Here is a 13555-nt window from a genome sequence, read left to right on the forward strand (position 1 = left end):
CATAGTTAGGCAGCCTGAACTGCCCTATACCCACCCATAAGAGAACTTATGGTTTTGGTATAAACAAATCGCACGAACACAAGGTCGGCAAAGAAATAATCTTCGTCTATCAAGATGCGTTTTTGCCGGGCTTCAAAGCAGAAGCCATGCCCCATTTCTAACAGGAAGTGTTGCAGATTGTCAAGGATGGATTGCTCTAAGTCGTCTTCTGTTACTAAGGCTCGTTCATTAAGCCCCAAGAACTCTAAAGTTACAGGGGTATTTATCACATCCGCAGGCTGCAGTTGAATTGCTTGTTGCTGTACCAATGCAGAAAGGGCTTCTTTGTTTTTGGATAAGCCGCTACGTTCGTAATATAAAGATGCTATTTGTCGCTCCAATTCCTTGTACGACCAGCATCCGCGAATGGTTTCCATTTCATAGAAAGCACGCTTCACCGGATTATCAATAGCAGAAATGAGCATTAAGTTGGAGTACGTGAGTTTATTAAAGAGTTTATCAGCCGGAATCATCCATTCTTTTGTAGCTATCAATTCGGCGGACGGTATCCGCCGAATGTTCATTGCAGATTCGGCGGACGGCATCCGCCGAATTGGTTCTATGAATTCGGCGGTTACCGACCGCCGAATTGCCGACATCGACATTAGATAGCCCAGAACCTCTTCTTTTAGCTGCGGATAAACAAGGTACAAGCGTCTGAATTCCCGGAACCGACGTTCGTTCAGCCCTTTGATATTTAACCGTTTTTCCAACTTCTTCAATAGTTGTTCGCCATAGGCGGCACGGTCTTCTCCGTTTTGTTCAAACTCGACAATATAACACCCCATTAACCAATTACGGGAAGTTAATGCAAGATTGACAGAATGTGCAGCTTGCGCTTGCAATGTATCCTGAATGGCACTGATATGATTAGCTAACGATTCAAAGTTCATATTTTGGTATTTTGTACAAAGTTACTGTTTTTATTTTCTTTCTTTGCCATACATTACTGGTTTTGTCTTGATTTTTGTACATTTGTTTCATGGATAAAAATATCTGGCAGGAGATAGAAGAACTGTACCGGGAGTTTCAGAAACTTGGGATCAGTCAGTCGGTGGGCTATGAAAAGTACTACCTCTATTCTCTTATTACCCATTCTACGGCTATCGAAGGCTCTACGCTTACCGAAATGGATACACAGCTTCTCTTTGATGAGGGGGTGACCGCCAAAGGGAAACCGTTGGTTTATCATCTGATGAATGACGATTTGAAGAAAGCGTATGAACTGGCCAAAGAGGAAAGCGAACAAGGGGCTGTGATTACCCCTGCTTTCTTGCAAAAGTTGAATGCTACTCTAATGCGTACTACAGGAAGTGTGCATCATGTAATGGGTGGTTCTTTCGATTCTTCCAAAGGTGAGTTTCGTTTGTGTGGTGTTACGGCCGGAGTAGGTGGGCGCTCTTATATGAGCTATCAAAAAGTACCTGCTAAAATGGAAGAGCTCTGTTCTATCTTGCAAGAGAAGCAAAAAGCGGCGGGAACATTCCGGGAACAATACGAGTTGAGCTTTAATGCCCACCTTAATTTAGCAACTATCCATCCATGGGTGGACGGGAATGGAAGAACGGCTCGTTTGTTGATGAACTATATCCAGTTTTGTTATCACCTTTTCCCGATGAAAATATTCAAAGAAGATCGAGCCGACTATATTCTTTCCTTACGGCAGTCGCAAGATGATGAAGTTAACCGGCCTTTCCTGGACTTCATGACAATGCAGCTCAAGAAATCACTTTCTTTAGAGATTGAGAAGTATAATGCCACCCGTAAGAAGGGATTTGGGTTTATGTTTTAGAATGTGCCCCGAAAACATTATGGATAGACAAAAAGTAGCTTTAGTTCTTTCGACCGGCGGGGCACGCGGAATAGCCCATATCGGTGTGATTGAAGAATTGGAAAGACAAGGATATGAAATATCGTCGATAGCCGGGTGCTCGATGGGGGCTTTGGTCGGGGCGGCTTATGCCACGGGCAATTTGCAGAAGTGCAAGGAGGCTTTGTGCGGGCTCGATTTACGCCGGATATGGAAGCTGTTGGATATTAGTTTCTCTAAGAAAGGCTTTCTGAAGGGGGATAAGATATTGAAAGAGCTGGAAGGGATTATGCCGGATTTGAATATCGAAGAGTTACCGCTCCCTTATACGGCTGTTGCGACAAATCTCCTGACTGACGGGGAAGTTGTCTTTGAACAAGGCAGCCTCTACGAAGCTGTCCGGGCATCCATTTCGTTGCCTTTTGTCTTTAAGCCTGTTGAAAAAGAGGGCATGCTCCTGGTAGACGGCGGAATCAGTAACCCTTTGCCTTTGTCGCGGGTGAAACGTACGGAAGGCGATTTGTTGGTGGCTGTCATTGCTGGAGCTCCCGAAGAACGTGTGTCCGGCAATCCCAGGCAGCTTAAAAACAATAAGTATTCTCTTCTGATTGAATCCATGACCACCCTTGTGCAGCGGCTGATCCAGTGCTCCGTGTCCGCCTGCCGGCCGGATATCGTCATACGTGTGCCGGGCAGGAAATACAGCCTGTTGCAATTCAATAAAGCGGCGGGGATGATAGAGGAAGGTGTGGAAGCGACCCGGAGAGCTTTACAAGAAACAGAAGAATAGAAACACTAAATAAATATCTAATATCATGATGATGCAGAGTCAGAATCCGGCTATTCGCCAATCGGGACATATCGTTTGGCTCGATGTCGTACGTTTTGTCGCTATGTTTACCGTGGTTTGTTGCCATTGCGCGGACCCGTTTAACTTTTATCCGGGCGAGCCGCCTGCCAATATCGAACAGATTAAATTCTGGGGAGCCGCCTATGGGGCTTTTCTCCGCCCTTGTGTGCCCCTGTTTGTGATGATTACGGGGGCTTTGCTGTTGCCGGTTCGTGGCGATACGTCGGTTTTCTACAAGAAAAGAATCAGCCGTGTCTTCTGGCCCTTCCTGATCTGGTCGGTTCTTTATAATCTTTTTCCCTGGATAACGGGATTGCTTGGCTTGTCTCCGGATGTGATCCTGAACTTTTTCCCTTATTCGGGCGAGGAGGTCACCCGGCAGTCGTTGGCTGTTTCCTTGAAATACATTGCTGAGATTCCGGAGAATTTCTCAATCGTGGATGTACATATGTGGTATATCTATTTGCTGATCGGCCTCTATCTTTATATGCCTATCTTCTCTGCCTGGGTGGAGAAAGCTTCTGAACGGGCCAAGCTGTGGTTCCTGATTGCCTGGGGTGTGACGACGTTACTGCCTTACTACTATCAGTTTGTTTCGCCTTATATCTGGGGCGGTTGTTCCTGGAACTCCTTCAATATGTTGTATTATTTTGCCGGCTTCAACGGATATCTGCTGTTGGGGCATTATCTGCGTAATCGTGATTGGGAGTTGGGCCGGATTTTAGCATTTGGAATCCCGATGTTCCTGGTTGGCTATGCCGTGACCTTCTTCGGCTTCCGGTATGTTACGGCCTTGCCGGAATACAGCGAAGAGTTGCTGGAACTGTTCTTTACGTATTGTTCCCTGAATGTCGTGATGATGACCCTGCCGCTTTTCCTGCTGGCGAAGAAGGTGAAAGTGCGCTCCGAAAAGGTGAAGGGCATGCTGGCGAATCTGACGGTTTGCGGGTTCGGCATCTATATGATACATTATTTCTTCACCGGTCCGGGCGTTGTGCTGATGCGTGCTTTGGATGTGCCGGTCGCTTTGCAGATACCGGCGGCGGCAGTTGTCGCGTTCTGCGTTTCATGGCTGATTGTGTATGCGATTAACCGGTTGATGGGCAAAAAAGCCCGTTATATTGTCGGGTAATAAGTCAATTCTTACTAATTTATGCGCTAAAGTTTTATTGTTGGGAATAAATCAATACCTTTGCGGCCATTATTTACTTTGATTTTCATAGGTTTTATATGATTGATCTTAGGTGAAAATGATGACATGGATTTGTTAGATCGTTATAAAAGTAGTTTTTTGTTAACCTGCTTAATGGTATTGGCATCGTTAACATCTGCCTTTGCTTCTCCCGCGACAAAGCAGCCGGATTATGTTCTCATCATAAATTCTTATACGGAATCTACTCCCTGGAGCCGGGTTTTTACAACCCCTATCTATGAGCGTATGATTACGGATAATGACAGTATCAATGCTTATACTGAGCATATGGATGTGATGCTGATGAAAACAGAGGAGGATGTAAATGCCTTTATAGATGAACTATCTGGAAAATACAGGGAGAAACCTCCTGTAATGGTGGTCCTTTTAGGGAACAGCTCGTATGTCCTGCTGCGGGATGAACTGGCGCGGCGTTGGGGAGATGAGATACCGCTTTTAGTCTGTGTCGAAAAAGATTATATCTGTCCGAGCGGTTATTACCTGTCGAAACAGGCTTGTCCGGTTGATGAGAGGATACAACTTGGAGATATTGTCAAAAGCCGTAAGAACCTGACTGTCGTATATGTTCCGGAATATATTAATGAAACGATTTCCTTAATGAAACGGTGTATTCCGGAGATGAACCGTCTGTTGTTTCTTGTAGATAAACGATATATCAGCGCCCAGAACCAAAGTACATTAGAGAACGTGATGCAGGCATTTCCGGAAATAAAGTTGGAAACACTGACTGCCGGAGAAATGCAGACAGATGAGTTGATCGACGTCCTGCAGAGCTCGGGCCCCAATACCGGGATTCTCTATTATTCATGGACATTGATGAAGACGCGGGGAAGAAATACAATGTTGAGTTCCGATACTTACCGGATGTTGAGTTCCTGCACCAATCTTCCGATATTTACATTGAACGATATGGATATTGTGGAAAATGGCATGATTGGCGGTTGCTATTATCCGGCAGCCAAGATATCATCCCTTTTGTTCAAGACAATAGACGAACTGCTAAAAGGTAAAATATATGATGCGGTCATCATGCCGGACGGTCCTTATCCGGTATTGAATTACCCGGTTTTGGAGAGGTTGGATATCCCATTGGAAGCTTGCCCGGCCGATACGGTTTTTTATATGAAGCCTCCTACGTTTTGGGAGCAATACGGTACATACGTTTACGCAGGTGGAACTGTATTAATCTTTCTGTTGCTGATTCTTATTTTTAGGATTCTAAGTTTGAGCGCAAAACGGGAATTTCAGGAAAAGGAACTGAAACTGATGAGCAGCTATAGCCGTCTGGTTAAGAATATGCCGATTTGCTATATGAAGCAGCGTGTGATATTTGGTCCTGACGGAACTCCTGTCGACTATATAATAAAGGATATAAATCCGGAGTTTGAAATGCGATTGGGAACGAATGCGCTTTTTGTCGGAAAGAAAGGTTCTGAGTTACCAAACCAGCAGTTCGGGCAGTATCTGAATGTGTGCAATCTGGTCCTGGGGCAGAATAAGAAAGTGAGTACGCAGTATTATATCGAGTCGGCAGACCGTTATTTCAGCGTGATGATTATTTCAGCCAGCGAACAGGATTGTGTGGATCTTTTCATGGTCGATACAAGCGAACTTTTCAAGGCACAGCAATTGTTGCGCACTGTCAATAAGAAATTGTCGATGTCCCTGGACGTTGCAAACGTTATTCCCTGGAAATGGGATTTAGAGAGAAAAACAATCCTTTGCGATGTAAGCCGGGAAGCCAATTTAAGCGCTTCCGACTTGTTTGATGAAAATCAATTGAGCGTACCGGAGGCTGATTATTTCTCTAAAATATTCAAGAGCGACCGGAAGAAAGTGAGAGAGGCTTATCAGTCACTGATAGCCGGGACTATTGATAAGGTAAGAGAAGAGTACCGTGTTTACAACCCCGAAAAGGGCGTGCATGGCTTCGATTGGGTGGAAGCGCGTGCGACCATAGATAAGAGGGATGAAGAGGGGCATCCTCTCTCGCTGATCGGTTCTTCCCTGATTATAACCGATCGTAAAGCCATAGAGCGGGAATTGATCGATGCAAAGAACAAAGCGGAAGAATCTAACCGCCTGAAATCGGCATTCCTGGCTAATATGAGTCATGAAATTCGTACTCCGCTAAATGCAATTGTCGGTTTCTCCAATGTCTTGGCGACAACGGATGAACAGGACGAAAAAGAAGAATATATAAGTATTATAGAGAATAATAATGCGCTTCTTCTCCAGTTGATAAGCGATATTCTGGACCTTTCGAAGATTGAAGCCGGAACATTGGAGTTTATCTATTCGGATGTCGATATCAATAGTCTGTTGTATGAATTTGAACGGATGATGCAGCCTCGTGCGGCGAAAGATGTGAAAGTGCAGTTTGAGCAACGGACCGAAGAATGTTATGTCTCTGTTCCAAAGAATCGTTTGATGCAGGTTTTGACCAACCTGACGACCAATGCGATTAAGTTTACGACGGAAGGTAGTATCCGCTTTGGCTATACCCGGGAACGTGATAATTTATTGCGATTCTATGTGACGGATACCGGTTGTGGGATTGCAGAAGATATGCAGGCAAAGATATTCGAGCGTTTTGTCAAATTGAACGCTTTTGCCCAGGGGACAGGTCTTGGCCTCTCTATCTGCCAGATGATTATCAACCATCTGGGAGGCGAGCTCGGGGTGGAATCGAAAGAAGGAAAAGGAACGACATTCTGGTTTACCTTCCCTTGCTCTCCTGCCAACAAGCCGGAAAAGCACCATCACCAATTCGAGAAGAAAAGGGTTGAGAAAGACAGGCTAACTGTTTTGATTGCCGAGGATAATGTCGGTAACTTCAAATTATTCGAGTCGATCCTGAAACATGAATATACTCTGCTTCATGCATGGAACGGGAAGGAAGCGGTCGAACTGTTTAAAGAATTCGGACCCCATATTATCCTGATGGACATCAATATGCCGGAAATGAATGGCTATGAGGCAACAGCCGAAATTCGTAAGATATCGGCAGATGTACCTATCATTGCTGTGACGGCCTATGCTTTCGCTTCGGACGAGCAACGGATTATGAATTGTGGCTTCGATGCTTACACCTCAAAGCCGCTTAATGCACCGGCATTGAAACGGCAGATGGGAGATTTGTTGAGCAAACGGCTGTTTTTTGTTTAGAGAGGACTTCATTTACAAAGACTTTGAGCCATTGATATGAAAAAAATACTGTACTTTTGCAGATGCGAGTTATAACAGTATAATGGTAAAGTCAAGCAATAAATCTACAATAAGCGGGTTAATAATATCTATCCTTGTTTTCGTTCTTTTCTTTTTCCACATACAGGCGGGTATGGCGGAAGTGAATAGTTCGAAGATACTGGTCATTAGTTCTTATTCTCCAATTAAAGAAGAAGGGAACCGGGTGATTTCGTCTTTTATCACTCAACTGAGAACAGATGCAAGGGTGAAAATATCCGTCGAATATATGGACTCCGAATCGTCTTCATCCTTTGAAGATTGGTCTGAATGGATGCGCCAGTTGTTCGATGCATATAAGACACGGCCCAAGGTCGTGGTTTTGATGGGGAATGAGGCTTGGTCGGTTTATCGGGTTACTTGCCCTGATGACTGGCATGATACGCCTGTCGTTCTGGGATGCGTGAAAGGTTCGTTTATCGACTATGAATGCCTGAATGACCTGGATCTGCTCACTGTCAGGGAAATGCAGCAGATGGAGGAGTCTTTTGGTGGTTTTAAGGTGACGGGATATGCTTATAAAGATTATTTGTCCGAAAACTTCAGGTTGATAAAAAGGCTTCAGCCACAAGTGGAACACATCGCTTTCTGTTATGATAACCGTTATAATCTGTCCTTTTTCGAAAACTACCTGAAAACCCTTTGCGAGCAGACCGATTCGCTCGGCTTTTGTTATCTGGATGGCAACAAGCTGTCTACGACACAATTGCTCGATTCGATCTCCCGGATGGATGATACGTACGCATTGCTGACGGCGGGCTGGTACACGGATGCGCTCCAGTATCCCCATGCCCATTCAAAGCTCCATAATGAATTGCCGCATTATACTTCGATACCGCTTTTCCAAGCCCTGGATCAGGGAAAAGCAAACATGAATTATATCGGTGGTTACTACATCTCAGGGGAGGAAATGGGGAAAGATCTCGCTACTCTTACCAGTAGTGTCCTGACCAAAGGGATCGAGAACAGTCCCGTTTTCCAGTACACCCCTTCCCAACCCCGTTATTATATTAATTATCCGACTTTTGTGGCGGCAGGACTTGATTTATCTCTGTTGCCGGAAGGTACGGTGTTCTACAATAAGGCCCCTTCTTTGTGGGAGGAGCATTCGTTGGAAGTCGTGCTCCTCATTTGCCTGATTATCCTGATGATCGTTATTTTCATTGGAGTCCTGCTATATCGGAAGCGAAAGGAAGATGCCTACAGGACCGCTAATGCCAGGATGCTCGAACTTTTAAGCCGGATGCCGGATATGGCGACTATTTATGACTCGGAACTGAATATTCTGGATATTATCAATCCGCAGGAGCATGTGCTACACGGGGGCAATGACAAAAGCATGATCGGGCGTAACTTGTTGGATGTAGGCGAAGAGTATAAGGCGTTCGATGATATGATGGATTGCCTTATCAGTAATCTGAGGGCTACGATAAAGACCGGCGAGGTGAGGGTCTTTAATTATAAATATGCAAAGGGAGATGTAATCTATTACACCAAAGCGCGTGTCGTTCCTTTCGGAAAAGATTCCATCATTTGCTTTTCGCATGATGTAACCCCTTATGTCGTTGCTGAAAAGGAAATATTACAGTTGAAGACGTTCCTGCAATCGATTATGGATAACCTGCCTGTCGGCCTGTTCATTAAGGATGTCGATGACCAGTTCCGCTATCTGTTTTACAATAACAAAGTCTCCGAATTTTATGAGGAAAACTTCGGTGTCATGTTAGGTAAGAACGATTTTGAGGTAAATGATCCGGAAGCGGAACGGTTCAGGGAGGAAGACCTGAAGGTGCTGGAAAGTGCTGAACCGATCACGTTTGACCGGATATTCTATGATCCTGAAACCGGAGCTCCTAAACGTTGGGGAGTTACCACAAAGACGCGGCTCGAAGACCAAGAGGGCAAGTTGTATATTGTCGCAACGACAGTCGATACGACGGAAATCCGTAAGAACGAACAGGAACTGAATGAAAGCAAGTTGAAACTTGAGTTTACACTGGAGGCGGCACAGATCATATCGTGGGAATATAACGTAGATGCCCGGACTTTCTATTCCCCGAATTCTACTGTTTTTGAAGAAACGATCATCCCGTTGGACGATTACCTCTCTTTTGTCTTTCCGGAAGATACCACCCTGTTGAGTGCAGGACTGGAAGACCTGGCCAGTGGGAAAACACAAGTGATGGATATCCAGATCCGCCTTATTACGCCGGCTTTGGGAGAACGTTGGTTTGAAATGCATGCCGTACCGTACGGACAGGAGGAAGATGGAAGGATCAGTAAACTGATCGGTCTGCGTACGGATATTACAGACCAGAAAATGACGAACGAACTGATCCGCCTGCGTGATAAGGCCGAGGAGGCTAATCGCCTGAAGAGTGCGTTCCTGGCCAATATGAGCCATGAGATACGGACACCGCTCAACGCAATTGTCGGGTTTTCCAACCTGATAGCGACGACTGATGATAAGGAGGAGATAGGCGAGTACGTCAAGATCGTGGAGACAAACAACGAACTCCTGCTCCAATTAATCAGCGATATTCTCGACCTTTCGAAGATCGAAGCCGGGCAATTGGATTTCAATTATACGGATGTCGATCTGTCGGACGTTTTCAATAATCTGTATCAAGTCTATAAATGCCGGGTAAAAGACAATGTCGAACTACTTTGCCGGCAACCTTCCCCGGGTTATGTGATTCATTCGGAAAAGAACCGTTTGACACAGGTCGTGTCCAATTTCTTGAGCAATGCCTGCAAATATACCTCTAAAGGCTCTATTATCATGGGATATGAGCTGCAGGGCGACAGGCTCCGTTTTTATGTGACGGATACGGGAAAAGGAATTTCCGGGGAAAATATGCCACATGTGTTTGAACGATTTGCTAAATTTGACAGCTTTGTACAGGGAACGGGACTGGGGCTTTCCATTTGCGAGTCGATTGTTCAATCTCTGGGCGGCGAAATCGGTGCTGAATCGGAATTGGGCCGGGGATCTACTTTCTGGTTTACGATCCCGTATGAACCGGCAAGCAAATAAATAAGTATAAAAACAAATAACAATAGAATGGAAAAAGTAAAGAAATCACTGGTAAAGAAAGAGTATCTTATCCCTTTTATATTAGTCACTTCACTGTTTTTCTTATGGGGTTTCGCACACGCTATATTGGATGTATTGAACAAACATTTCCAGGAAGCGCTTGTCATGACAAAAGCCCACTCCGCCTTGATCCAGGCAACGATGTACACCGGCTATTTTACGATGGCGATCCCTGCCGGACTTTTTATCAATAAATACGGATACCGCCAGGGAGTCGTGTTCGGACTGATCCTTTACGGCATCGGTTCGCTGCTCTTTATCCCGAGCGAGCAGTTGATGTCGTTCAACTTCTTCCTCTTTTCCCTCTTTGTGATCGGTTGCGGATTGACTTTCCTCGAGACGGCAGCCAATCCCTACGTGACGGAATTGGGCGACCGTGAGACGGCTGCCAGTCGTTTGAATCTGGCACAGTCTTTTAACGGCCTGGGGTGTATCTGTGCTCCGGTGATCGGCGGTATGTTGCTGTTCTCCGGCAATGGGGAGGCTAATATCGCGTTGCCCTATACCGTGATGGGTGTTGTCGTGTTGACTGTGGCTCTTGTCTTTTTCCGTATCCGCTTGCCGGAGATCAGTCATGACGATTGCGAAGAAACGGCAGTCGAAGCGAAAGCCGGGTTAGGCGGATTATGGAAGCACCGTTGTTTTACGTGGGGAGTCATGGCTTTGTTCTGCTACGAAATTGCGGAGATATCCATTAATAGCTTCTTTATTAATTATGTGACGGATGATGGCTGGATGGATGCACACGATGCCGCGATCGTCCTCTCTTTCGGCGGATTGGGACTGTTTATGGTCGGACGTGTCATCGGTAGCTGGATTATGAGTTATATCCGGGCGGAGAAAGTGTTGTTCGTTTGTGCCATCTTTACCGTCTTGGGTGCTCTGTTGATTACGCTGGACTTAGGTGTCCTTTCGAAAGGAGCTTTGTTTGCCTGCTATGTATTCGAAGCCATCATGTTCCCCACCATCTTTGCCATCTCGCTGAAAGGCTTGGGCGATTACACGAAACGGGCCTCTTCCTTCCTGATGATGTCACCGATAGGAGGGGCAGTCGGTCCCCTGCTGATGGGCTATGTGGCGGATGTCTCGACAATGGCTCTTTCCTTTATTGTCCCGTTGTTCGGATATGCGGTCGTGTTGATCTATTCTTATATGGTGATGGCGAAGAAGATACGGTGAGTTCACTAACGGACGGGCAACAGCCTTATGAATACAGCAAAGGCTACCTCATCCCCTATACCGCCGACGAACGGCAACTGGTCAAAGTTGGTGTATCTTTTGATGCCGGCGAACGGAACGTCGGGGAATGGAAGGTTGTTGGATTATAATACAATAACCCCCTGTTTCGGCTGTTTTTCTATTTCGTCTGAAATCTTGATCGATTTTGGATTGACTCTTTTCATGGTTTTAACCGGCTCGGATGACAACAGAGAAAATGAGGTGCCGAGCTTATTCCAAAAAGCGTGCAATTTGATTATCGAAAACCGGAAACACCGTCAAAGTGATAAAGCTTAACTCCCGGAGAATCGAATATTTGCGAACGAAGACGGACGGCGTTCCAAATATCCCAAGGAATTTATGAGAGCTTGTTGCCGTGAGGTGCGCAGAAAATTGCCTTGAAGTAACGCTTCATCGCTCTGAAGGTTGACTTCGTGCTATATGAAGTCCGACTTCAGGGCAACAAAGTTCCGGATCAGAGCGATAAAGTCCCTCTTCGCGGAAGTGAGGTCCCGGATCATAGGGAAAAGCCCCTTTTTGACAGCTGAAAAGTAGATTAACATTTGTTTGAATTAGGGCCTCTTTGGGGATTTGAAAAACACGTTTTATACAATAAGCCTGCGGCAAATATTCTTACAACTGACAAATAATCCTATTCCTTTGTTTGTTGTATATTCGTTTTATATAAATAAAAAGACTATGACAACAAACAGAACAAAAAGGCGCCCTTCGGAAGTATATCTGTTCCGTACGATCGATACCCTGATCTTCCGCCGGCGAAGTGCGGGGAGGGATGCTACCGCCGATCTGTACCGGGCTGCCGGTAACTGGTTTAGAAAATTCAGAAATGGCCGCGATCTCTGCCTGTTAGGAATGACTCCTTCCCTTGTGGATGGCTTTATCGCTTTCCTGCAGACCGGGAAAAAGCTGAAGGTAAACTCCGTGAACAGCTATCTTTGCGCACTCCGGGCGATGTACAACATCATCATTCGAGAATTGGGATACATCCCCCGTGTCCATCCTTTCGCGCATGTCACGATCCATCCGGAGAGGTCCGCTAAACGTGCCGTCGACCTGAAAGTATTTGAACAGATTTCTGCCCTGGACTTGAAGGAAGAACCCAGCTTGCAGTTTGCCGCCGATCTGTGCACCTTCTCGTTTTTAGCTTGCGGGATGCCGTTTGTCGACCTGGCGCATCTCACACATGCCAATATCGAGGGAAACACGCTTGTCTATAACCGGACGAAGACCGGTTCGCCTATCCGGATCGGTATAACCCAGGGAATGCGTTGTTTGCTGGATAAGTATGCATCCCCGTCGAGTCCGTACCTTTTCCCTGTTTTCCCACCGGAAGGTCCTGTCTCTTATGAACACTATAAGAAGCTCCTACATAAATATAATGTAGCGTTGAAGAAGCTCGGTGCCCGCCTGCGACTACCGGCTCTTTTCACCTCGTATGTCGTCAGGCACTCATGGGCAACCATCGCTTATCGGAAATATACGCCGATAGCCCTGATCAGTCAAGCCTTAGGGCACACGTCGGAGCGGACAACACGGCATTATCTCGCCCAACTGGACCAGTCGGAATTGAGTAAAGCAAATCTCTTGGTAATAGGAACGGTGGACAATCTTGTGAGGTTACGGGCGTGACCTTAATTCTGATTTAAGGTAAGGTGTTAGGATTAGAGATAATTTGATAAACAAGGGTTATCTTCAATCTTGTTGGGGCAAAGATATGAATCTTTTTTATAATAAAAACATTTATCCGCTTAAATTTAAGTGGGTGGGGGATTTTATGTAATAATTTAAGCTATTCGATGTTTTTCAACACAAGTAAGAGCGTAAAAAGCCAGAACAACCGGTATCGGTCATCCTAAAAAAGCATTTGCTTTTTATATCCGGCCTTAGCCGGTGAGCGTTGAGCGGAGTGACCGCAGTGAGTGCCCGGAGCATCTGCTGTTTGAGCGAAGCGAGTTTCAGATGCGACAGCGAACGAAGGAAACGGAGTCGCGAGGCGGGTGAAGCCTTGACCTTTTGGTTACTTTTGAGTCAAGCCAAAAGTAATAATCCGAACCTTAAATC

8 protein-coding genes and 1 pseudogene are annotated in these 13555 nt (G+C 45.7%); 8 read left to right on the forward strand and 1 reads right to left on the reverse strand.

Features of this window, described 5'->3' with window-relative positions; all coding sequences use genetic code 11:
- Positions 1-74 precede the first annotated feature (74 nt).
- Positions 75-932 (reverse strand): annotated as a pseudogene (locus DWU89_RS12440) (PDDEXK nuclease domain-containing protein); the annotation flags it as partial.
- A gap of 89 nt (positions 933-1021) precedes the next feature.
- Between DWU89_RS12440 and DWU89_RS12445 the strand changes: the two are divergent.
- From DWU89_RS12445 to DWU89_RS12475, 8 genes are all read left to right on the forward strand, one after another.
- Positions 1022-1831, forward strand: a complete 810-nt coding sequence (locus DWU89_RS12445) for a Fic family protein (protein ID WP_115499967.1) — start codon at positions 1022-1024, stop codon at positions 1829-1831.
- Between the two features lie 19 nt (positions 1832-1850).
- Entirely contained in the window at positions 1851-2639 is a 789-nt protein-coding gene (locus DWU89_RS12450) for a patatin-like phospholipase family protein (RefSeq protein WP_115499968.1), read from the forward strand.
- A gap of 28 nt (positions 2640-2667) precedes the next feature.
- Positions 2668-3831 (forward strand): acyltransferase, encoded by a 1164-nt coding sequence (locus tag DWU89_RS12455; RefSeq protein WP_115499997.1) that lies wholly within the window; start codon positions 2668-2670, stop codon positions 3829-3831.
- 159 nt (positions 3832-3990) lie between these two features.
- Entirely contained in the window at positions 3991-7080 is a 3090-nt protein-coding gene (locus DWU89_RS12460) for an ATP-binding protein (RefSeq protein ID WP_244205905.1), read from the forward strand.
- A gap of 172 nt (positions 7081-7252) precedes the next feature.
- The gene (locus tag DWU89_RS12465; RefSeq protein ID WP_244205906.1) at positions 7253-10195 is read left to right on the forward strand and encodes a sensor histidine kinase; all 2943 of its coding nucleotides are present in this window, start codon (positions 7253-7255) and stop codon (positions 10193-10195) included.
- A 27-nt stretch (positions 10196-10222) separates the two neighbouring features.
- Positions 10223-11434: a sugar MFS transporter gene (locus tag DWU89_RS12470; RefSeq protein ID WP_115499971.1), complete on the forward strand. Its 1212-nt coding sequence runs from the start codon at positions 10223-10225 to the stop codon at positions 11432-11434.
- Positions 11431-11583, forward strand: coding sequence for a hypothetical protein (locus DWU89_RS20640; protein ID WP_158543375.1), 153 nt, complete (start codon positions 11431-11433; stop codon positions 11581-11583). Before DWU89_RS12470 ends, DWU89_RS20640 begins: the two co-directional genes overlap by 4 nt.
- 589 nt (positions 11584-12172) lie before the next feature.
- Positions 12173-13123: a site-specific integrase gene (locus tag DWU89_RS12475; protein ID WP_115499998.1), complete on the forward strand. Its 951-nt coding sequence runs from the start codon at positions 12173-12175 to the stop codon at positions 13121-13123.
- Positions 13124-13555: the final 432 nt, after the last annotated feature.

This window comes from Parabacteroides acidifaciens (assembly GCF_003363715.1).
Classification (GTDB): Bacteria; Bacteroidota; Bacteroidia; order Bacteroidales; family Tannerellaceae; genus Parabacteroides; species Parabacteroides acidifaciens.